The sequence below is a fragment of the Cupriavidus sp. genome, from assembly GCF_057315035.1.
Genome location: NZ_DBHKYV010000037.1, coordinates 50,312 through 72,647 on the forward strand (window position 1 = coordinate 50,312; position 22,336 = coordinate 72,647).

A 22,336-nucleotide genomic window follows, 5' to 3' on the forward strand; every position below is an offset into this window, starting at 1 on the left:
CCGCTCTCAGGGTAGGGCACAACCTTCCACGCATGGCCGTGACGCACCCGCTACGAAGCACTGCCAATCTTGTAAGGACGAGTCATGACCTCAAGAAGATGGCCGTCGGGATCGTCGAAATACAATCCCCGTCCGCCGTTGTGCGAATAGGTTTCACCGGCACGTTGCTTGCCGGGATCGGCCCAGTATTGAAGCCCCTTGTCCCGAATACGGGTGAAGACGCGATCGAACTTATCCTCGCCGATCAGAAACGCATAGTGCTGCATGGAAATCGCGTCGTTGCTTTCGAAGAAGTCGAGCGAGACTGCGTTGTCCAGCTGGACAACCAGCATCTGGCCGAACGCAACTGGCGTTGCGAGTTCCAGCAGCTCCACGAGGAAACTTGCGGATTTCTGCTTGTCGCTGCACCAGACGATGGTGTGGTTTAGCTGTACGCCCATGTTCTTATCCTCGCGAAATGTGGCGCCAAAGACCGCCGGCTCCCTCCTTAGGCAGGGTGCGATCGCCGCACAAGAACTCCCACATTCTGCCGATATATAGCGGAAAGCGGTGCGGTACTTCCGTACTTGAGCAGTTTGATATCGGAGGGTACGTTGCGCAGCGCAATCTCGGCGGTCAGTTTGGCATTTGGCCGGCTTCTTTTTTGCTTGTTGGTTTTGTTGGCAGTGCAACTACCTCTTGGTATTGCTACAGCGCATGCCATGTCCGCCGGCTGTTCTGCGCTTGGCTCGCTGGATACCGTCTCTTACAATAACAGCTTCCCGGCTGCCTCGTTCGCCAGTGGTGACACGGTAACCGTGTCCTACACCGACGATGGTGGAGATACGGCGACCATACCGCCCTTCGCGAGTGACTACGTGTTGGTCCAGGATGCCGCCACGACGAACCTGTATGGCTACGTCTATTACAGTAGCTCGAAAGTCAGTGGCCTGCATTCCTTGACCATCACGTCAAGCCAACTGACTGCCACTGGCCTGAGCCTCATGATCGCAACGGGAACGCACATTGGCACGGTTGCGATCCGCTGTACCGGCGCACTCACCGCACCCACCGTTGCCAACACGGCGACGACGGTTGCCGCCAACAGTTCCAACAACAACGTGACACTATCGATCACGGGCACGGCAACCTCGGTGGCCGTGGTGTCCGGCGCTAGCCATGGTACCGCCACAGCTTCCGGAACGAGCATTCGCTATACGCCTGCGGCTGGCTACTACGGAGTGGACAGTTTCACCTACAGTGCGGCCAATGGCGGGGGCACCTCTGCGACAGCCACTGCAAGTATCACTGTGACCGCCCCAACCATTACGGTCGCTCCGGCCACGTTACCCAATCCCACCGCGGGCGTTGCATATGCTCAGACCTTGACGGGTGGCGGCGGCGCGGCGGCATATACGTTTGCCGTCACCGCTGGCGTGCTGCCAACGGGCCTGTCGCTCAATGCGAGCAGTGGCGCCATCACCGGCACGCCTGCTGCAGCGGGAAACTTCAACTTCACGATCACGACCACTGACGGCAATGGCTTCACCGGTAGTCAGGCTTATGGCGTCACTGTGGCGGCACCCACCATTAGCTTCTTGACCACCACGTTGCCCACCGCCGGCGTGGCATTGGCCTATAGCCAGACCATCACCGCCTCGGGCGGCACCGCACCCTATACCTACGCAATCACCGCCGGTACGCTCCCGGCAGGCATGACACTGTCGGCGGGCGGCGTACTCAGTGGCACGCCAACCGCTGTAGGCAGCTTCAACTTGACGGTCACCGCGACGGACAGCAGCGGTGGCTTGGGGCCGTTCTCGAGCTCACGCAACTACACGCTGACCGTTTCGGCCGCAACGCTGTCGCTGTCACCGGCGACGCTGCCGGCACCGGGTGTCGGCGTTGCGTACAGCCAGACGCTGACAGCAACGGGCGGCGTGGCGCCATACACCTATGCCGTTAGCGCAGGAACGCTGCCAGTTGGCTTGACTTTGAGTACCGCCACCGGAGTGATCAGCGGTACACCGACGGCATCCGGTAATAGTACTTTCACGATCCAGGTGACTGACAGCAGTACCGGCACAGGCGCGCCGTTCAGTGCCACACGTGCGTTCTCGTTGAGCACGGGGCAGGGCATTCCAACCGCACCGGCGGTGATCGTAGGCACGAATCAGAACACACCAGTGACGATTCATGCCGCGGCAAATGCTACCAATGGCCCATTCACCAGCGTCGTTATCGTGGCGCCGCCTGCCAGCGGGACCGTTGCGGTCCAGGGGCTGGATATCGTCTATACCCCGGCATCGACGTCCTCCGGGGCCATCACATTTACGTACGCACTGCTGAATGCCGCGGGCCAGTCGGCACCGGTCCAGATCACGGTGAACGTGGCCGCAGTGCCGGTTCCGGTGGCTTCGGCGCAAGCCAGCGCCTCGGCTGGCAAAGTGGCCACGGTTAACATTACCGAGAATGCAACCGGCGGGCCATTCACAGGCGCCGCCATCGTGTCGGTCGTACCCGAGTATGCAGGGGAGGCGCGGTTGAGCCGTATCGCGCCGAAGACCGTGGCATCGGCGAATACGATTGGCGGAACGCCTGGCAGCGACTTCGTTGTCACGTTCACGCCGGCCGCTGCATTCGCGGGCACTGCCGTGATTACATACACGATCAGCAACGCCGTGGCGACCTCGCTGCCCGCCGAACTCCAGGTGATCGTGGCCGCGCGCCGCGACCCGTCGACAGACCCCGATGTCGCTGGATTGATCAACGCGCAAATCCAGGCGGCGCGCCGCTTTGCCGCCGCGCAAATCAGCAATTACAACCAGCGCCTGGAGCAGTTGCACGGCAAGGGCCGACCGGCATTCAGCAACACGCTGAACGTGGCGCTGCCGCGCGTCGATGGCGTGGACCCGCGTGCCTGCCAGGGCGTGGATGGCCTGGTGGCGCGCGACGAGTGCCAACGCGGCGCGGCAAGGAATCGTCGCACCAGTGCCACGCAACCCGGTGCCGCCGCATCGGCAGACGAGCCGAGGGGCAATGCCCCGCAAGATCTACCCGATCTGCCGACTACGGACAATGCGCGGGCCGGCAGCGCCGACGACACCCGCCTCGCATTCTGGACTGCCGGTACGGTCGATTTCGGTTTTGCCAATGTGGCAGCACAGCGTTCGGGATTCCGGTTTACCACCGGCGGCGTGACCGCCGGCGCGGACTATCGCGTGTCGGATCAGTTCACCGCCGGCGTTGGAATGGGCTACGGGCATGACGCGACCGACATCGGCTCATCCGGGACGCACAGCAATGCGGACGCGTTCAGCGTGGCGCTGTACGGTAGCTATCGACCCGCGCCATCCTACTTTGTCGATGGCGTTGCAGGGTACGGCGTACTGAGCTTTGATTCGCGCCGCTGGGCAGTGGATGAGGCCGCCTTTGCCAGTGGCAAGCGCGACGGACACCAGTGGTTTGCCTCGCTTTCATCAGGCTATGAACATCGCGATGCACGCTGGCTGATCTCACCCTATGGCCGCGTGCTGGTTGCCGCAAGCAAACTCGATACTTTCACCGAATCGGGTGCCGGCATCAATTCGCTGACGTACTTCGGGCAATCGGTGACGAGTGTGTCAGGGTCGCTTGGCTTGCGCAGCGAATACACGCAGCCGACCCGCTGGGGCATGTTCACGCCGTTTGCTCGCGTCGAGTATCAGCACGATTTCGAGGGGCAGAGCGCGGCCAACCTGTCGTACGCCGATCTGCTGGGCGTCGGCCAGGTCTACAGTGTGAAGGGCTCGCCGTTTGGCCGAGATCGCTTCCAGGTGTGGTTGGGCGGAAAGATGCGAACGAAGACGGTTACGTTCGGATTGGACTACAACGTGATGCTCGGCATGAGCGGGCTGCAGCAGGGAGTGAGACTGACGCTGGCGGCGCCATTTTGATCGCAGCTTTGTCGCGGTGCGGCGGCTCGCAGTCACCGGAGACATTACCTATACTTTTCTGCAGAGGAACCACCTCAGCATCACATTTCGCGCACAACTCGCGCGGTTCGGGCACCCGGGGGAACCTGCTCCAGTGCAGGGGGTGCAATGGATTGTCGATCGGCTGTGTTGTCCACACCATGCCTTCGTCCGGCGCTGCCCGGAGGGGATGGCGTTTTTGTGTCTCCTGACCCGCAACCTGGTGGGAGACCGGCATGACTCGCATTGTCCTCACGCATCTCTCCGGATCCAAGGCGCACCAGATCGAGCAGTTCGAAGCCGAGGCGTTCGACGAGCTGATCCTCGGCCGGGATCCCGCCGCCGCCGTCGTCTTTGACCCGCAGCGCGACGATCTGGTGAGCCGCCGGCATGCGGCCATCCGCATCGGGAAGGAGAATCCGCCGCGCTTCCTCCTGGTCGATCTTGGCAGCAGCAACGGTACGTTCCACAATGGCCATCCTGCCAGCGGTGAAGCGCTGCTGGCGCCGGGCGACACCATCGAACTGGGCGAGGGCGGACCGCGCCTGACCTTCGACCTCGAACCCCGGCCGGCACCGGTTCTCGCCGAGACGCGGCTCGTCAACGCCAAAGAGCTGGCGGGCACGCGTGTGATGGCGCGGGAACCGGAAACGGATACCGCTAGCCGCAATCACGACGCCCATCATGTGGGCAAGGAAACCGTCCTGCGGATGATGGAGACGGAGCGGCGTTCGATCAGCCACAAGGTGCTGATCGGCGCAGGCGTGTCGGTCGCCATCGTGGCGATCGCAATTGCGGCCTTCGTCCATTTCGGCGGGTTCATCGGCAAAAGCCCGCAAGCCATCGCCGCGGAGTTCGGTCCCGCCACCGTAGTAGTGGAAGCGCGCTGGCATATTGTCGACAAAAACACCGGACGACAGGTTTACCAACGCATCTGCGTCGTGGACAACCTGCGCCTGCCTTGCTTCCTTCAGATCGACAATGGCCCGGTCCAGCGCTGGCTCACCACCGATGACGACGATCACCGCGGTATTCCGATCGAAGTAAGCGGGCGCGGCAGCGGCTTCGTGGTGAAAGACCAGGGCTTTATCCTGACGAACAAGCACGTCGCCCAGGGATGGAGGGTGCCGGATTTCATGGACTTCGACGCGAAGGGCGGCATCCTCATCAAGATCACGACAGCGGGGCAGGGTGACTTCAGCATGTCCCGCATCAATCCGCGGGCCTTCCGTAGCCTGCGTGGATGGGACTTCGAGCATCCGGTGCGGATGATCCGGCCGAACTTTGCGGCGCCGGGCGGGATGGGCGTCGGGACGATGTCGCTCGCCATGCTGGATGGGCGCAACCAGACGCTGTCGGTGCGGTTTCCGGATACGCGCGCGAGCGTGGAGGCGCGCCTCGTGAAGTCATCCGCCGAGGCCGACGTCGCACAGATCAAGGTCGATACCTCGCGCAAGCTGCCGACCATCAACCTCGCGTCGGTCGGCTCGCGCCCGAGCGTGGGCGAGCGGGTGACCGTGCTTGGCTATCCAGGAATTTCAGAGGAAAAGCATGCAGTCATCCAGTCGAGCGAAGGCGGCAACATCACGAGCCTCGTCGAGCTCGTTCCGCAACCGACTGTGACGGAGGGCATCATCGCCAAGGTGGGCGACACGGTGAAGACAGAGAACAACGTGCAGACCTTCGATACGCTCGGCGACGTTTACCAGCTTACGGTGACCGCGACCGGCCATGGCAACAGTGGTGGCCCGGTATTCGACCGCGACGGCAAAGTGATCGGCCTGTTCACATATTCCCGGTCCATCGGTGACGAGCGTGTCACGTTCGCGGTCCCGATCAAGTACGGGCTTGAGTTGCTTCTGAACTGACGCTATGCCGGCCATGAGCGCCTTGGACACCTCCACGCCGCCAGACTTGCCACGCGTCTCGCGCCTGCGGCTGGCGTGCGCGATGCAGAGCGACACCGGCTGCGTGCGCCCGCACAACGAAGACGCGGTCGGCTGCATGATCCCGCGCGACGACGACCCACTCGCGGTCGCCGGCGCGCTGGCTATCGTGGCCGACGGCATGGGTGGGCACGCGGCCGGCGAGGTCGCCAGCCAGATCGCGCTGCGGACGGTGCTTCATGCGTACTACGCGAGCGCCGGGCCGCCGCCTGAAGCGCTGGCCGCCGCGCTGGTAGCCGCCAATGACGCCATCTGCGAGCGGGCCGGCGCCGATCCTGCCTGCAAAGGCATGGGCACCACGTGCAGCGTAGTGGCGATTGTCGACGACAGGGCCTATGTGGCGCACGTGGGGGATAGCCGCATCTATCTGCTCCGCGGCACAGGTTTCCAACAACTGACGCAGGACGATTCGATGGTCGCCACGATGGTGCGCGATGGGCTGCTGACGGAAGAGCAGGCGCGTCGGCATCCCCAGCGGCACGTGCTGGAGCGCGTGCTGGGCACCAGGGATTTCCAGCCTGCCGTATCGCCGCAAGGCATGCCGCTGCTGCATGGCGACCTGCTCGTACTGTGTACTGACGGCATCAGCGACCAGATCGACCCTGCGATGCTGGCATCGGTAGTCAGCTCGCATGCGCCCGTCGATGCGTGCCGAAAACTGGTGGAACTGGCACGCGAGGCGGGCGGAGCGGATAACGCGACGGTCGCCATCTGCGGCTTCGAGGCCCAACCGCATGCCGCGCGGTCGGACCAGTCGATCCGCACCACGCGCGAAACGCGCGCCGTCTGACCATCACGCGCAAGGTGGAGTCGCCATGTCGCCACGGCAAATCGGCCACTACGAGATCCGCACCCTGCTGGGACGTGGCGGCATCGGCGAGGTGTATGGCGCGTTCGATACTGAACTCGAGCGCGAAGTCGCCATCAAGACCTTGCGCCCCGAACTGAGCCTCGACAAGGGCTTTCTCGAACGCTTCCGCGCCGAGGCCACCAGCCTCGCCCGGCTCAACCATCCCAATATCACGACCCTGTACGCGCTGTTCCGCGATGGCGACACCGTGTGCATGGTGATGGAACTCGTGCGTGGCCATACGCTGGAGACCATGCTTGAGCGCCTCGGGAACCTCCCGGTACGGGACAGCCTCGCCGTCGTCATCCAGGCAGTGATGGGCCTGCGCTACGCGCACCGGATGGGCGTGATCCACCGCGACATCAAACCGTCGAACCTTATGTTGACCGAGGGCGGTACGCTGAAGATCATGGACTTCGGCATCGCCCGCATCCAGGGCTCGCAACGCCTGACGCGGCAGGGCGATGTGGTGGGCACGCTCGCCTACGCGTCGCCGGAACAGTTGCGCGGCAACGAGGGCGATGGTCGGAGCGACCAGTACAGCCTGGCGACGGTCCTCTACGAAATGCTGTCCGGGCGGCTGCCGTTCAACGCGACCAGCGACTACGAACTGATCCGCGCCCAGGTGGAAACTGTGCCCCCGCCGCTGGCGCCGCTGTGCGGAGATCTCGACCCGGTGGTCGAGGCAGCGCTGATGCGGGCTCTGTCCAAAGCGCCCGAGGACAGGTTCGAGACGGTGGAGGACCTTGGCCGCGCGCTGGGGGCATCGGCCTTGCTGGCCGATGCGCCGGATATCGTGCGCGAGGGCGTCTGGCAGTCATTCCTGACGCACGAATTGCGGGCCACTCGCGTTGCACCGCCGCATACGACGGTAAGAGCGACCGGGCAGGGCGATGCGGCGGATACGGTGGATAGGGCGGCGACGGCACCGCATGAGGCGGGGCATCATGTCACGCCGTTGTTTGCGCGCTCCACCACGCTATCGGCTGCTTCTGCGCCTGCTTCTGCGCCGATCGCCCGCACGACGACGGCAAGGATCGATATGCCGCCATCTCCCACCGCCGTTCGGCCGGTTACCGCCAATACCACGGCCAGTCCGCCACGCGCGCCGGCCCGCTCGCGCCTCATGGTGGTCGGTGCGGCTGGCACCGGTCTCGTCTTGTTCGCAGGCGCGTTGGCGTGGGTGATGATGCGTCAGCCCGAATCTGCTCCGAAGCCGACCGTGGCGAGCGTCCCGGCACAGCCGGCCCCTTCGCCCCAGCCGCCGGCGGAAGAGGTACCGGTCAATCTACCGCCGATCTCGCTGGTCCCACAGCCCCCGGCACCGGCGACTCCATCGCCGCCCGACCTGGAAGGCAGCGTTGGGCAGGTGCTCGATTCCGGAGCGCTGATCGTGTCGGGAAAAATCGTCAACCTGTTCTCCATCGTCGGCGAGGACGGCAAGCCGGCCAAGGCAATGCAGCGCTATTTGAAGGACAAGGGCAACCAGCTTCAGTGCTTCGCGAAGGGCAAGGCGTTCCAGTGCTTCGCCAACGGCGAGGACATTGCGGAGCACGCCCTGCGCAGCGGATGGGCGCGCACGCGGGCCGGGGCGCCCGCGCCGTATGCCGACGCGGAGCAGCAAGCGCGGCGCGCGCGGCTCGGCGTGTGGGCAACGTAGTGGGAGAGAGGGAGAGTGGGAGAGGCGGTGTCACCTGACAAGGGGAGGGGAATTCCAATGAAAGCGTGGATGTCGTCAATTGCCTGCCTGAGCGCGGCAGGTGCGATGGTCGCGGGATGTGCGCAGGATGGCTCGATGAACCTGGGCGGCATGGACAAGACCACGTCGGGTGCACTCATGGGCGCAGGCGCCGGGGCGCTGGTGGGTGGTGTGGCCGGCAAGGGCAACGCGGGGGCCATTGTCGTGGGCGGGCTGGCAGGCGCGCTGCTGGGAGGCATCATTGGCAAAGTCATGGACGACCGCGACCGGGCGGCGCGGGAAGCCGCACTGAGGCAGGCGTTGCAGACCTCGGAAAACAACAAGCCCCAGACCTGGCACAACGCGAAGACGGGCAACTCCGGTTCGATCAAGCCGCTCAGCGGGTACTCGAAATCGGCGAGCGCCAGGACGTGCCGCGATTTCACGGAGACGTATGTGAAGGACGGCAAGTCGTACGAACAGACATCGCGCGCATGCCGTAACGCCAACGGCGAGTGGGAGTTGGCCAACCAGAAGTGAATGCCGAGGTCGTCGGACATGGAACGGAGGCGGTACGTGGTGCTGTCGTGCGTGGTGCTCGGCGCGGTGCTCGAATTCGGCAGCGGAGTTGCCGTCAGCATGGCGGCGGGGCATGGCGGCGAACCAGCCGGGGAAAGAGGACGGGACGGCATGCAGCGCAGCGGCACGGCGTTTTTCGTCACGCTGGCGGGGGAGATGCTCACCAGCGCGCACGTGGTTCGTGGATGCCGCCGGATCGAGGTCTGGGCTAGCGATGGCAAGCGCCTTCCGGTATCGCTTGTCGCGACGGATGACCGCCGCGATCTGGCGCTGCTCGCAACGCAGCAGGCCGTGACCGCTGTCGCGCGACCGGTCGCGCGGAGCGCGCGCCAGGGCGCGCCGATCTACACGATCGCGTTCGGCATCACGCCTTCTTCGCCGCTGGTGCCGGTGATGACACGCGGCCATTTGCATGGCAATGCCCAGCCGAAGGGACACCGGCTTCTGGTGCTGCGTGCCGCACTGTACGCAGGCAACAGCGGCGGGCCGGTCGTCGATGCGAAGGGCGGCCTGCTCGGCATGGTTGTGGGCCGGTACGAGAAGAAGCCCGATCTCGGCGTTGCGGTGCCGGCCGCGGATCTTGCGCAGTTCCTGGCGGCGCATTCCCTGCCAGGCCAGCCAGCAACGCACGCGGCGGATAAGGACCCGGACACGGCGTTGCGGCAAGTGTCGGCGCTGGTCCAGTGCGTGGAATGACAGGCGGGTACCGACGGCGCGCCCGCGCACCTACACTCAATTGGAGGCCTGCGCCGCGTCGGTCGCGCAGGACGCCGTGACAGGAGAGTATCGACATGGCACACGTCACTCTGACATTCCGGCCCAGTATCCTGCTACTGGCACTTTGCCTTCTCTGTGCAGCGCCGGTATCCCGCGCGGGCGGCAACCTCATCAAAGAGGAAGACATCAGCGAGCAGGCGATCACCAACGCGCTGGTTCCGCATACTGCATTGCCAAACGAACCCACCGCGAACGAGCCCGCCGCCCGGACCGAGACGCTGGGCATCCAGGTGCGCGACAGCACCGCCATGCCCGATAGCAGCGCGGGGCCGACGACGACGGCCGCGTCTGCAAACCTCCTGATCACGTTCACCAGCAACTCGGTGAAGCTGACGCGCAGCGCGCGCGTGGCGCTCGACAAGGTGGCGCGCGCCTTGAAGTCGAGCCAGCTTTCGCCCTATCGCTTCCGCGTGGAAGGCCACGCCGATCCGCGTGGGTCCGCGCCAGCCAATCTGAAACTATCGGAAAGCCGCGCCCAGGCGGTGGTGGAGTACCTGACCGTCGAAGGCGGCGTGCCCTCGATCCGCCTGACGCCGGTGGGGAAGGGCTCGGCCGAACCCTTGAACGTACAGAATCCCACCGCGCCTGAAAATCGCCGTGTGACCATCGTCACTGTGCAGTCCACCCAGCCGTAGAGGCCATCGCGACCTGCTCGGCCATATCGGGTTGCCGATGATCCGTCGCCCTGGAGCATTGTCGCTCCAGGCGAAGCCGATTCATTGCCGTTACTTCTTGTCCGTCTCGGAATACCAGTACGTCCGCTTGCGCTTGCCCACACCGGCGATCTTGATCTTCTGGACGCCCAGGCCCGACGTGTCGTCGCCACCGCCGCTGCTGGTCTGATTGCCGCCGCCCAGCAGCACGGGCACCACCGTGCTCTGCCCACCGCTGTCGACGACGACCATTCCAAATACCGAAGAGGGCGGGAAGCCGCCGCCGTCGAGAATCACGTAGCGGTTGTCGTTCTGGCCCTTGGCCGTCAGGAAGCTGTACGAATAGCTGCGCGCCGTACCCAGGTTCGGATAGCACATGCCGGCGACCGGTACCGATGGCGTGTTGGTGCCGACGGTCGTGTAACCCGCGACGGTCAGTGGCGCATTGACGGCCTTCTCGCCCGGGTGCGTCAACGTGATGTAGAAGCCGTAGCGCGAACCATCGTACTGCCCCGATGTGGCATCGAACAGGCTGCCCTCGGTCAGCGGCGTCCAGGTTGCCGGCACGCCATTGATGTTGAGGTCCCTGACCATGTAGAGCCGGTTGATCACGTTATAGGCTGTGCCTGGCGTGGTAGAGGCCGAGTAGAGCGGATGCTCGCGATCGCCCGATCCGATCGACACGGCATCGTAGGTGCGCGTCGACACCACGTCCGGCGGATAGAAGAACTTGCGCGCGTTGTTGGTGCTGGCGGCGCCGCCAAGCGTGGCCAGCCGCGTGACGGTCCAGTTGGCGGGTGCGTTGCCGGCCGTGGTTTCGAAATCCGCACGCCAGATATTGCCGCCGACATCGCCCACATAAAGCCGCTCGGCATAGCCGTCGCCGTTGCGGTCAAGTGCCGTGACGTCCGACGGGATCGCGCGCGTCATCGTCGGCACCGCCAGGCACGTGCCGCTGACACCGCTGCACGACGGTTGCACCGACCAGACGATATTGCCCGTGTAGGCATCGAACACGATCACGCCGCGGCCCATCGTATTGGTGCCTGGGGCAGGATCGCTGTCTTCGGCGGTGTCGTAGCCGGCGCCCATCACGACCACCGGGTTGCTGTAGCCGCGCACCCGCATGACCTTGGGTTGCGACCATGTCTGCCCCAGTTCGGCGATATCCGTGTTGGTTCGCTTCCAGACAAAGCGTGGGACGGCAGGATTGGTAACGTCCAGCGCGTAGACCATGCGGCCGCCGCGTCGTGCGGTCAGGTACAGCAGGATGCGCGGATTGGCCGGATCGCGCATGTCCTGCATCACCGTAGTGCTGCCATCGAAGAAATAGTCGCGTGGTTGCGGTGCGGGCGAGATGCCCGACGGCGTGGTGGAGAGTTGGACTTCGGGCGAGTTCGTGTAAAGCCGCGCGAGCTTGCCGATGAATTCCGGCGCGATGAAACCCCACAGTTCACCGCCCGGCCGGACCGCGCCAATGCCTTGCGTCTGGTTGCCGTTGACCGCGTGGAATACGCCATCGTTGGTGCCGTAGAACACTACCACGCCCGTGCTGCCGCCATAGTTGACCACCGCGGGGCGCGAGTGCAGCACGTCGGCATGGATCGATGAGCGTACCGTCACCGGCGAGCCCGGGCCGGCTTCGGCCTCCACGCCAGCAATGCTGGTGTTGTCGGCAGCGGCCTCGTCCTGGCCGCGTACCCAGGCAATCAGCTTGGGCAGTTCCGTCGCGGAGATCGTTGCCGCGCCATTGCTGCCGCTGTTGATGGCGGTCAGGCCGGCGGTACCGGTAAGCCAGCTATTGCTGCTGTCGAACGAGGGCAGCGCGCCGGAAGCCGGGCAATTGCCCTCGCCATTGCAGGTCAGTAACGTGCGTCCGCTCTGGCTGGTCAGCCACTGCACGCGCATGTTTTCGGCCACGCCGCCTTTCTCGACAACTTCGCCATCGGGGGAATCGAGCGCCCATCCCGCGCTGGAAGGGCTATTCTGCCAATAGCCCTTTTTCGGCCAGTTCGTGACGCTGGCGCCGTACCCGCTGCTGGTAAAGCTGGCCGGCGGATCGGCCGTCCAGTAGCTGACCGCGTTCGGCGAGATGAAGCCCGTTGCCGCGTTACTGATGGCCGCCGCGCCGGTGGAGTCCTGCAGGATCAGCTTGCCCTTGGCGTCATAACCGACCTTGTACTGCTTCAGGTTGCCCATCCAGCGCGGCGCGGCGGTAGCGTCGGGGCGGAACATGCCCACGTAGACCTGGTTCAGGAACTGCCCTTGCGCATTGACCGAGGCCGGAAGACTGACCGAGGCGAACACACTGTTCACGGCCTGCACTTCGTTGAAGATGGCCAGCAGCGCCGATGTCAGCGCCGCCACATCGCCAAGCTGCACCACGTAGACCTTGCCGCCGCCATTGGTGCCCATGCTGCTGGCAAGCTGCACATAGTCGGGGTTCTTGCCATCGGTGACCGCAATCGTATACGTGGTCACGTTCTGGCGGTTGTCGACGTTGTTCAGCACGTCGGTCTGGTACATGAAGCGCGTCCATTCATCGCCCCAGTTGCTCTGGTACTTGTTCGCGCTGGTAGGCAGCACGATCTCCTGCAACTGGGTGGTGCTGGCCTTGGCGTCATTCTTGAGCGAATCGTAGGCCTTGGTACCGGTGTCCTGCGGCTTGCCGTTATTGACCGCGTTGGCGATGTAGATGACGAAGTTGCGCTGGCACGGGTTGTCGATCGGGGTGGTGTACTGGGTGCCGGACAACCCGATGTTGCCCGAATAGAACGCCCACGCTTCCTGCATCGAGCCGCCAACCTGCGAATTGTTCGAGTTGTCGGCCTGGCGGTCGATCGTCTTGATATAGGTCAGGAAGTTGTCGACGCCAGTCTTGTCCATCAGCGGCAGCTTGTAAGGCGCTGCCGAAGGGAAGCGCATCTTGCCGCCCACATTGCTCCCGGTGCCGAACATCATCATGCCGAGGTTCAGGTTGCCGAGCAGGGTATCGCTGGTCTTGATCGACGATACCGCGCCGTAGAGCGCGCATTGTTCGGCGCCCACGTCCTTGCCGACGTTGTTGCTGCCCACCACGCCCGCGGTCTTGCAGTCGAAAGTCGCCGCGGCATCCCATGTCGACGCGTTGTCGAGCACAATCAGCACATTCGGTTTGCCGGCGTTGGGCTGGAGTCCGGTGTAGAGGTCGATATCCTCGGCCATGGCCGGCAGCGCCGTCAGGATTGCCATGCTACTGACAAGCGCGAAACGAAGGGCGGATGTTCGCATGATCGGTCTTTCTGATGAACGCGGAATTCGTTGAACGGGAATCAGGGGCAGGCGGTGCCATATGGCACGCGCACGGAGATGCCCTGGTGCAGCGTGGCGCTGGTGCTGGTGACGCCGGCGTCGCTGACATTGGCTGCGACATCCCATTGCGTGGCATTGCAAAGCGAATTGCCGCCGGCAGCGCCACTGCCGGTCAGGATGCCGGTATCGTTGTTGCCGTTGCCAACGAAGCACGACACGTCGTCGGCGTTGGTGGTATCGAGGTCGCTATTGCGCAGTGCCGTACTGGCCTGGCAAACCGGTGCGGCCACCTGGGCCGTGTAGTCGGTCTTGCCATCGCCGCTTACGTCGACGGGAACGCTCGTGGCCGCGGGTGCCGCGGTGAAATCCTTGCTGATGACCTGCTCGATGCCTTGCTGCGCCACATGGCGTGCTTCCACGCCGTGCTGCTGGTTGGCGGTGATCTTGGTGTTGACGACACCGGACCCGACCAGCCCGATCGTCATCAGCAGGAAAATCACCAGGAAGACCATCGTGACCAGCAGGGTCGCGCCGTCCTGGCGGCGTCGGAGCGATTTCATTGGGATTCCCTTGGGCCCGCCACGTTCGCGATGCGGGCCAGTTGCGCGTAGACGTGGCGCTTGTAGCCGTCGTTGTAAGGGCCGTCCGGTTGCATACGGCCCACATCGTAGGTGCGCTGGTCGGTCCAGCCGGCCGATGGCTTGACCGTACGCGCCAGCACCTGTACACGGACCGCGGTCACGTTGCGCCAGTTGGCAAGTGCTGTGGTCCAGTCGTAGGTGGGTACGCCGGTGCACAGCGCGCTGTTGTCCACACCCGGATCGTCGACGTAGCAGTCCGGCGCGCCGTTGTTGTCGAGGTCGACGCCATAGCTCAGGTGCATGTCCTCGATGCCGTTGGCAACCGGCTGTACCCTGAACGCGCCATTGACGAGTTCGGCCATCTTCAGCGTGGGCAGGCCGTCGCCGTTGCCGGTGCACTTGTCGCAGCCGGCCAGGTAGAAGATGGTCACCACGGCCGGACGCAGTTCGGCGGGTACTGCGTTGTTGCAGGCCTTGGTGCGCAGCGTGAAGGCCGGCGCACTGGCCCCGAAGGCAAGCGAGGCCGTATCGCTGGCACAGAACGACGTCTGGAGGTACGCGGTACCCGCCACGGCGGCATTGGTGGGCGTTGTACCGACGCGACGGATGGCAACGATCTCGGACGTTGGCAACAGGTTTGGCAGGCAGGGCGCCACGGTGCCAGGCGCGAACGCCAGCAGGCCCACCGGCATGGTCACCGGCGAGGCAGAGAATCCCAGTGCGTCTGCACTGGTGGCACAAAGATCCGGACTCGAGGCGACCGCGCTGCGCGCGAGCGACGACGGACCGAAGAACCCGGCCAGTTCGATTTCACGGCTCATCATGTCTAGCACATAGCGGCCGTTTTCCATTTGCTCGCCGCTGTTGGAGAAATCGTTCTGCGCGCGCGATGTATTGAAGTACAGCGTGGCCAGGGCAATCAACAGCACCAGGCTCAGGATCATCGAGATCATCAGTTCGACCAGCGACACCCCCAATTGCGCGTCGAGGCGCTTGTGATGGCGAGGGGTGTGGCGGATGCCATGGGCGGGTGCCGGTTGACGTATCGGCTTCATGACAACACTCCGATGCGCACGTCCACGCTGATGGCGCGCCGGTAGGCGTCATTGCCGAATGCGCCCTGGCCGCAAGGCAAGGCTGGCGCGGTGGTTTGCGCCAGTCCCTGCCAGGCCACGCTGATGCGATAGACCTGATTGGCGGCGTCGATGGCCTCGATGCAGCCGAGGGCACCGATCATCGCGCCCACGCGGTTGCTGCCCTGGACTTCGGCGCTGCCCAGCAATGCCGCGCTCCATGTGGCAAGATCCGTCGCGACCATTGCACGCTGCGCATCGCTGGCACCAGTACAGGAAGGCGGGGCCACGGTCGTGCTACCGGCGACTGTCATGCTGCTACCGCTGGCGTAGCAGCCCACTACCTGACGATTCGCATTCAGGCGCGCGGCCATGTCCTGCAGCAATGTCAAAGCCTGTCCGCGCTGATACGACTCCATTTCCGACTGGCCCGAGCGGGCGATCATGCCGGCTGTGCCGAGCAGCGCCACGAGTACGATAACGATCGACACCAGCACTTCAATCAGCGTGGCGCCGTGCGTTTGTTTGCGGAACGCTGGCCGGTGCACATGGCGGCCACGTGGCGCGTGTTGGCGACAGTTCATGTGCAGGCTCCCGAAACCGTGTTCACGCGCCCGGTACCGCTGACCTGCACGCAAAGTGTCGACGCCGATCCTGTCAGCGGCGCTACCTGGAATGCAATGCTCCCACCCGTGGGGCGTCCGTCATTGCCGATCGACAGCGAATTGCCACTGGCGGTGGTGATCTGGATGCCGTTGTATGCGCTGTAGGCACGCACGCGCTCGGTGCCGGCGCTGATGACCCAGCCATCGGCCCAGTTGCTCGCGGTGCCGGCGGTGGTCATCGTGACCGTAGCGTTGCGCTTGACCGCCTCGCTGCGCAGCAATGTGAGCGAAGAGGCGAGGTCGCCGGCCGCACCGCGCACGCGCTGCGAGGTGATCAGCGCACTGAAAGATGGCGCGGCGGCCGTCGCGATGATTGCCAGCACCATGAACGTGACAATCAACTCGACCAGCGTGAAGCCGCGCGCGCCGCGCACGCCGCGTGTCGACGCGACGTTGGATCGTGGGAAGGCCATTGGCTACCTCCAGCAGCTGACGCCAGCGGTTCCGGAAGCGGTCTTGTCGCCCGTGTTGTTCAGCGTGAGCGTGCCGCATGAGGTGTCGCCAGTTGCCTGGCTGCCGGAGGGCGTGGCCGTGATGACATAGCCGGGCGGCGTGGCCGCTGCCGTGGGCGCGATCGAGATCGTGTAGTTTCTGGAGACGCTATCGGGGACCGGCGTGGTCGTGAGCGCGGACAGACTCGACGCGTAGGCGCGGTTATCCACCAGGAATCGTTCCTGCATGCTGGCCAGTTCGAGCATGTACGATTCGGCGGCGGTACGGTTGCTGCGCGTGACGTAACGCGAATAGCTCGGCAACGCGAATGCCGCGACGATGCCGATGATCGCTACCGTGACCATCAACTCGATCAGCGTGAACCCCGCGCGGCCGTGACCGCGCATCCCTTTAACCCGAAATAGTCGGCCCGCTTGCACATGGGCGTGACTATGTCGCACAAGCAGGCTTCGATGGCCCATGTGTGCTCCTGTGCTTTCTTGTTTCCGGCTGACCCGGCCGGTTATGCGTGGCAGTCTAGGGTCATTTTTTAACGTCTTCAATGCCTGCGCGGGTCGTGCCGGCAGAAGTGTGGCGAAAAAATCAGTCGCTTGAATGTCACGCAAAAAAAGTGTTCCCAAAAGCTACGCGTTAATGTTGGCTTAAGCGAGTCTTGCTAGGGTGCAGCCTGCTCAAGACTTCCCGTATGAGCTTCCAGCGGCTGCCTTCGACCATGGGGCAGCCCTTTTTTTTGCGATGACTGAGCGTTGGGATAGCTCATGCCCTTTGCAACGATGGCGCGCGATCGCGAGACGTCAGTTTGCTGATCTATTCAAGTATCGGCAGGTCCGTAACGTGTTTCATTTTCGTTACGAATGGTTGCAAAGCCACTCACCTGTGCGAACGATCCAAACCTATCCTTCGGGCACCATTCAGCCCTGAGGAGAGGCGTGGCATGACAACAAGAAATCAATCCAGTCTAAGAAAGATATTTGCAGCATTGCCGGTGCCATTCATTGTCGTCGCATGCGGCGGCGGAGACGGAGGCGGCAACAGCCCGGCCCCCAGCAATGGGACGCTGCATGTGGCCATGACCGACGCACCCGCCTGCGGCTTCGACCACGTCTATGTCACGGTCAACAAGGTTCGCGTCAACGCCAGCAGCAACGCCGGAGACAACGATAGCGGCTGGACGGATATCGCATTGTCCGCGCCGCAGAGAGTCGACCTGCTTTCACTGACAAACGGTGTGCTGTTCGACCTTGGCCGCGCCCCGCTGCCCGCGGGCCAGTATCAGCAGGTACGTCTGGTATTGAACGCTAATCAGGGCAATACGTTGGCCAACTCGGTCGTGGTTTCCGGTACCACGACGGAACAGCCGTTGGCCACCCCAAGTGCCACGCAGAGCGGGTACAAGATCATCCAGCCATTCACGGTGCCGGCCAACACACTGGTCGACCTGATCCTGGATTTCAACGCCTGCAAGTCGATCGTGCAGCAGGGTAACGGCTCGTACAGCCTGAAGCCCGTGGTAACGGCCACGCCGATGACCGTCAGTGGCGCGATCTCCGGTTATGTGCCGCCCGCCCAGGCTGGCGCGACGGTCTACGCGGAGCAGAATGGCAAGATCATTCGCGGCACGGTTGCAGATACCAACGGGCAATTCGTCCTGACGCCGTTGGTCCAGACCAGCACCAGTGGCACCTATGACGTGGTGGTAGTGGACAACAAGCAGCCGTCGGGCCATGCGACCGGCATCATTCGCGCAGTACCGGTCACGGCGAGCGCTACCACCACGGTAGCGACTGCAGCCGCGCCAATCACGCTGCCGACGTCCGCCACCAATATCGTGTCGGGTACCGCCACGGCGTCGGCACAGGCCGCGGTGCGTGCACTGCAGACCATCAGCTCGGTGTCGTACGAGATTGCCTCGGCCAATGCCAACTCGGATACCGGTAACTATTCGCTAGCGCTGCCGGCGGCGGCTCCGCTGGTGGGTACCTACAGTGCGACGTTGCCGGTTTCGCTGTCGGCAGTATCGGCGGTCGCCGGCCAGTATTCGGTGCAGGCCACCAGTGCATCCGGTACGACGCAGACGAACAACGCCAACATCTCCGGTGGTAGCCAGACCGGCGTCAACTTCAACTTCTAATTCTGAGAGGGAAGGGGCCTCGGCCCCTCAACACCATGAAAGCCATCATTGTCATGATTTCACTTGGCGTCACGCTGCTCGGCGGATGCGCCTACTACGTGCCGGACCCTGGACCGGCTGCTCGCCCGCAAGGTGGCCCCGGTAATGGCTTCTGCCCGCCGGGCCAGGCAAAGAAAGGCAACTGCTGATTTACGCCTGACTGTTGCCAGATGACAGGCCGGACATGAGCGCCGGCCTTTTTATCGCGCAGTGATGTAGTGCAAATGAGAAGCGTATGCTTCAGTGCAACCTTTCGTAACTGCCGTTGGGCATTGGGTACAAGTCGATACGCACCCTGCCGAACAGCGGTTATTACTGCGCCGCCGATACGATCTCCAGTGACACCAGATTCGAAACCTGGCGTCCCGCCTTGGCATCGCCGGGCACCATCAGACGTGCGAAGCCGCTTTTAGTCAGTGGCGTGCCGTTCATGGCGTAGGCCACCATATTGGGCTGATTGCCGAAATCAGGGGAAATCTCGGCCAACGACACCACAACCCGGTAGCCGTCACTACCGGTGGCAACAAGGTAGAAGCGGAGAAGATCGTTCTTGATCGTCGCATTCGTCTTGATGCCGGCTGCATTGACGAGGTCCCAGAGATTCACGCCGGTGTATTGGTTGGTGCCGACCGTTCGGGTTACCGTTGGAAGCGCCTGCAGGGCCGCGAGGTCGAATGTGGCAGGGTGTGCTACAGCGCCACCGAGCTGGAAAGACGTGCTGACGCCACCGCCCGTACCGCTCGCCGTGCCGGCAGCCGCGCGGACTTCCAGCTTCATTAGACCAGATACATAGCGCCCGCCCTTGACGTCGCCGGGTGCGGTGACACGCAGAGGGCCGTCGCTGGACAAAGCAACGCCGGCACCGTTGATCGCTTCGGCATACGCGACCTGATTGCCGCGATTGCCAAAATCCGGGCTCAGCTCGCCCATGGAAAATACGGCGCGATAGCCGTCGTTGCCAGTGGCAACGACGTACTTCCCAACTATTTCGTTATGGACGGTGGCATTGACTGCAATGCCTGCCTGACTCAACAGCGTCCAGACGCTGGCACCGATGTAGGTGTGGGTCTGTGGCCCGCGTCCACTGCTGAACGACACAGTCTGGGTTGTGGCTGGCAACGCCCGGATTTGCGCCAGCGTCAACGTACCTGGTGCTGTCACATCGCCAGCCAATGCCAGAGCGGGTGTCGCCGCGGGTGATGGGGTGGCCGGCGGGTTCGTGGATGCTCGCGCGTCGTAGGCACCGCCGCGGTCGGTTGCCAGTAGTATCAAGCCCAGCGAGCATATCAGCAGCGCCGCACGACGCGGACCTGTAGTCCATTGCATGAATGATCTCCTCTCCTGTTGCTTCCGGGGGCAAGGCATGATGGCTGGCGGCACCACACAGGGGCCCACCCATGGGCTTCCATCGTCGTTGCGCTATTGCGTTTATAAACTTCGGATCTTCTGAAATGCGAACCGGTTAGAGGCGCTGCCAAATGCGCTGCAAAACGGCGCTAGTCCAGGAGTTCAAGCAAAGAGTCGATATCCGTTTTGCATGCGGCCGAGGCCGTCTGCTCTATTTGACGATAAAGCCGGACAATGGACTCGCCTTCAGGCGTAAGCTTGGTGCCACCGCGCGTCTCGCCGCCATGGTCAGAGACTACTGCTGGGGATCGCATGGCCTTGTTCATTTCCTGAACGAGTAGCCACGCGCGCCGATAAGACATCTCCATGCTGCGGGCTGCGGCCGAAATGGAGCCGTGCTCGCCGATAGCCTCGAGCAGCGAAATCTTGCCAGGGCCGACGGCGATCACGTCGGCGATCATGACTCGCATGCGAAATTTCACCTGCGGTCGCGACGGCTTGGCGCGCTTGGGCGCGTCAGGGGATGATACGGGTTTCGTTGGCATAGGCAGGTGGCGGTTCGCGTTTGGCCCGCAGGATGGGCTCTTGTGGCCAAACCTTGATTGTACCGATCGGCAAGCCGGGCAACTGTATCCTCATCCCGTTATATCGCATGGTATATTACGGCGATTCGACAATCCCGCTTTGGCGTCGTCTCCATGAAGTTCCAGTTTGAATTGTCGCCGTCCGTCTATATCGGTGAGAGCCGGCAGGATGCTTCCAGGATCTTTGGTCTGCTCCAGGGCATTCGCGAAACAGGATCTTTGCAACAGGCGGCGCGTCAGGCCGGACTGTCCTATCGGTACGCCTGGGAGTCGATTCGTGAATGGGAGCGCATATCCGATCAGAAGCTGGTCGACATGCGGCGGGGCAAGGGCACCATGTTGACGCGGCTGGGGGAAAACCTGCTGCGCGCTGAACGGCGTCTGCGAGAGGCGGTCGAGCCGCTGATCGAGACGGCCGCCTCGGAATTTCACCAGCACATCGATAGCGTAGCGGCACCGACACGTGAGTTGGTACGCTTTTCCGGCACGCGCGATGCTGCGACGGATGCCCTCACCGATGCGCTTGGCGGGGCAAGTTCTTCCCTCGCTCTTGATACCGTGATTTGCGGCGCCATCGATGGTTTGATTTGCCTTCACGAGCGACATGCGGAGCTTGCCGGCTTTCATATTTCGCCGGTGCATAAGGCGGGCACGAGACTACAGCATCTGTTCAAGCCCTGGTTGAAGTCGGCCGATGTCAGGCTGCTTCGGGTTTCGTGGCGAGAGCAGGGCCTGATGGTGTCACCGAGCGCCGCAGGCGCTATCCGTGGACTGAGCGATTTGGTGACCCACCGGGTGCGATTCCTTAACCGTCAACGTAGTTCTGCTACACGCGCATTGTTCGATCAGGTGCTGGTTGACCAGGGCATCCTCCCGTATCAGATACCTGGCTACGAATCCTGTGCGCATAGCAACGACGAAGTTGCGGAGTCAATTCGCGACGGTAAAGCGGACGTTGGATTCGGACTGAGAGCAACTGCCGAGGCTGCTGGATTGACGTTTGTTGCGATTACCCGCGAGGCCTATTACCTGGCCCTGCGAAAGCCGGACTGCGACGCAGCGTGGGCGATCGAGTTGCTCGATTTGCTCAGAACTGAGGCGTTGATCGAGCGAATTCGCAAGACTCCAGGCTACTGGCCAGAATCTGCGCAACGCCTCATGCCACTGCAGGAGGCGCTGCCGTGGTAGTGGGCGGAAACCGCCCAATTGTTTAGCCGTCGATACCGACGATCACGCTGGAAGCCTTGAACATGGCCGCGGCAGGCTTGCCGACTGCAAGCGCAAGGCGGTCCACGCTGGCGTTGGTGATGATCGCGGCGACGGCCATACCGCTGCTGTCGGTGATCGTCACATCAGAGTTGACTGCTCCCTTGGAGAGGCTCGTGACGGTACCCTGCACGAAGTTGCGCGCCGACACTTTGCTGGCATCCGCATCGACCATCACGATCACCGAGGTCGCCTTTACGAGGGCAACGGTCTTGGTGCCCGTCTTCAATCCCAAGCGTGCGGCGCTCTCATGCGTCACCGTCGCCACGATCTGCTGGCCCCCATCAACATTGATGATGATTTCGTCGTTGACCGCGCCTGCAGTGGCTTGTGCGACAACTCCCGAGAACTGATTGCGTGCGCTGGTTTTCATGTTGAACCCGTTCGTGAATGGTTATGGATGACCGGGAGTTTGGCGCTGACCAGGATTCATGACCATTGATCACTTTTGATGGAAACGGATGTTGAATAGGTGCCAGCTAAATATAGGG

At 63.2% G+C, this 22,336-nt stretch carries 19 protein-coding genes and 2 pseudogenes; 11 read left to right on the plus strand and 10 right to left on the minus strand.

The genetic code is table 11. From position 1 onward, the window contains the following. Nucleotides 1–50 precede the first annotated feature (50 nt). Nucleotides 51–440, minus strand: a complete 390-nt coding sequence (locus tag ACO550_RS31050; RefSeq protein WP_315595711.1) for a VOC family protein — start codon at nucleotides 438–440, stop codon at nucleotides 51–53. A gap of 543 nt (nucleotides 441–983) precedes the next feature. On the opposite strand from ACO550_RS31050, the pseudogene ACO550_RS31055 reads away from it, so the two are divergent. The 8 genes and pseudogenes from ACO550_RS31055 to ACO550_RS31090 form a co-directional block, all read left to right on the plus strand. Further along, nucleotides 984–1,277 (plus strand): annotated as a pseudogene (locus ACO550_RS31055) (Ig-like domain-containing protein); the annotation flags it as partial. A 15-nt stretch (nucleotides 1,278–1,292) separates the two neighbouring features. Then, nucleotides 1,293–3,914: pseudogene (locus ACO550_RS31060) on the plus strand (autotransporter family protein); the annotation flags it as partial. Between the two features lie 254 nt (nucleotides 3,915–4,168). Then, nucleotides 4,169–5,800: a trypsin-like peptidase domain-containing protein gene (locus ACO550_RS31065; protein WP_315595713.1), complete on the plus strand. Its 1,632-nt coding sequence runs from the start codon at nucleotides 4,169–4,171 to the stop codon at nucleotides 5,798–5,800. Nucleotides 5,801–5,813: 13 nt separating this feature from the next. Beyond that, complete coding sequence (locus tag ACO550_RS31070) at nucleotides 5,814–6,668, plus strand: PP2C family protein-serine/threonine phosphatase (RefSeq protein WP_315595714.1); 855 nt, start codon at nucleotides 5,814–5,816, stop codon at nucleotides 6,666–6,668. Nucleotides 6,669–6,693: 25 nt separating this feature from the next. Next, nucleotides 6,694–8,388 carry a serine/threonine-protein kinase gene (locus tag ACO550_RS31075; RefSeq protein WP_315595715.1) on the plus strand — a complete coding sequence of 565 codons (1,695 nt, stop codon included), beginning with the start codon at nucleotides 6,694–6,696 and terminating at the stop codon, nucleotides 8,386–8,388. Nucleotides 8,389–8,457: 69 nt separating this feature from the next. After that, entirely contained in the window at nucleotides 8,458–8,946 is a 489-nt protein-coding gene (locus ACO550_RS31080) for an RT0821/Lpp0805 family surface protein (RefSeq protein WP_315595716.1), read from the plus strand. Then, nucleotides 8,947–9,681 carry a serine protease gene (locus ACO550_RS31085; protein ID WP_315595717.1) on the plus strand — a complete coding sequence of 245 codons (735 nt, stop codon included), beginning with the start codon at nucleotides 8,947–8,949 and terminating at the stop codon, nucleotides 9,679–9,681. Nucleotides 9,682–9,776: 95 nt separating this feature from the next. Further along, on the plus strand, nucleotides 9,777–10,397 hold the full coding sequence (locus ACO550_RS31090) for an OmpA family protein (RefSeq protein WP_315595718.1): 621 nt from the start codon (nucleotides 9,777–9,779) through the stop codon (nucleotides 10,395–10,397). A 90-nt stretch (nucleotides 10,398–10,487) separates the two neighbouring features. On the opposite strand, the gene ACO550_RS31095 is transcribed toward ACO550_RS31090, so the two are convergent. From ACO550_RS31095 to ACO550_RS31120, 6 genes are read right to left on the minus strand one after another with little or no spacing between them, the layout of a single operon-like run. Then, nucleotides 10,488–13,685 (minus strand): pilus assembly protein, encoded by a 3,198-nt coding sequence (locus tag ACO550_RS31095; RefSeq protein ID WP_315595719.1) that lies wholly within the window; start codon nucleotides 13,683–13,685, stop codon nucleotides 10,488–10,490. A 41-nt stretch (nucleotides 13,686–13,726) separates the two neighbouring features. Continuing rightward, nucleotides 13,727–14,266 carry a pilus assembly PilX N-terminal domain-containing protein gene (locus tag ACO550_RS31100; protein WP_315595720.1) on the minus strand — a complete coding sequence of 180 codons (540 nt, stop codon included), beginning with the start codon at nucleotides 14,264–14,266 and terminating at the stop codon, nucleotides 13,727–13,729. Further along, nucleotides 14,263–15,342 (minus strand): PilW family protein, encoded by a 1,080-nt coding sequence (locus tag ACO550_RS31105; protein WP_485995066.1) that lies wholly within the window; start codon nucleotides 15,340–15,342, stop codon nucleotides 14,263–14,265. The genes ACO550_RS31100 and ACO550_RS31105 overlap by 4 nt, the downstream gene beginning before the upstream one ends. After that, nucleotides 15,339–15,944, minus strand: coding sequence for a type IV pilus modification protein PilV (gene pilV / locus ACO550_RS31110; protein WP_485995067.1), 606 nt, complete (start codon nucleotides 15,942–15,944; stop codon nucleotides 15,339–15,341). Before pilV ends, ACO550_RS31105 begins: the two co-directional genes overlap by 4 nt. After that, nucleotides 15,941–16,438 (minus strand): GspH/FimT family pseudopilin, encoded by a 498-nt coding sequence (locus tag ACO550_RS31115; RefSeq protein ID WP_315595721.1) that lies wholly within the window; start codon nucleotides 16,436–16,438, stop codon nucleotides 15,941–15,943. The genes pilV and ACO550_RS31115 overlap by 4 nt, the downstream gene beginning before the upstream one ends. Nucleotides 16,439–16,441: 3 nt before the next feature. Next, a complete protein-coding gene (locus tag ACO550_RS31120; RefSeq protein WP_315595722.1) occupies nucleotides 16,442–16,864 on the minus strand; it encodes a type IV pilin protein in 423 nt (140 codons plus the stop codon). A gap of 548 nt (nucleotides 16,865–17,412) precedes the next feature. Here ACO550_RS31120 and ACO550_RS31125 point away from each other — a divergent pair. After that, nucleotides 17,413–18,609, plus strand: a complete 1,197-nt coding sequence (locus ACO550_RS31125) for a DUF4382 domain-containing protein (protein ID WP_315595723.1) — start codon at nucleotides 17,413–17,415, stop codon at nucleotides 18,607–18,609. Between the two features lie 35 nt (nucleotides 18,610–18,644). Beyond that, complete coding sequence (locus ACO550_RS31130; protein ID WP_315595724.1) at nucleotides 18,645–18,797, plus strand: hypothetical protein; 153 nt, start codon at nucleotides 18,645–18,647, stop codon at nucleotides 18,795–18,797. 163 nt (nucleotides 18,798–18,960) lie between these two features. Here ACO550_RS31130 and ACO550_RS31135 read toward each other — a convergent pair whose 3' ends face one another. Together ACO550_RS31135 and ACO550_RS31140 are read right to left on the minus strand one after the other, a co-directional pair. After that, a complete protein-coding gene (locus ACO550_RS31135) occupies nucleotides 18,961–19,974 on the minus strand; it encodes a molybdopterin-dependent oxidoreductase (RefSeq protein WP_315595725.1) in 1,014 nt (337 codons plus the stop codon). Nucleotides 19,975–20,144: 170 nt separating this feature from the next. Then, nucleotides 20,145–20,465 carry a winged helix-turn-helix domain-containing protein gene (locus ACO550_RS31140; protein ID WP_315595726.1) on the minus strand — a complete coding sequence of 107 codons (321 nt, stop codon included), beginning with the start codon at nucleotides 20,463–20,465 and terminating at the stop codon, nucleotides 20,145–20,147. A gap of 228 nt (nucleotides 20,466–20,693) precedes the next feature. Between ACO550_RS31140 and ACO550_RS31145 the strand changes: the two genes are divergently transcribed. Beyond that, nucleotides 20,694–21,767, plus strand: coding sequence for a substrate-binding domain-containing protein (locus ACO550_RS31145; protein ID WP_315595727.1), 1,074 nt, complete (start codon nucleotides 20,694–20,696; stop codon nucleotides 21,765–21,767). A gap of 22 nt (nucleotides 21,768–21,789) precedes the next feature. On the opposite strand, the gene ACO550_RS31150 is transcribed toward ACO550_RS31145, so the two are convergent. After that, on the minus strand, nucleotides 21,790–22,218 hold the full coding sequence (locus tag ACO550_RS31150) for a TOBE domain-containing protein (protein ID WP_315595728.1): 429 nt from the start codon (nucleotides 22,216–22,218) through the stop codon (nucleotides 21,790–21,792). Nucleotides 22,219–22,336: the final 118 nt, after the last annotated feature.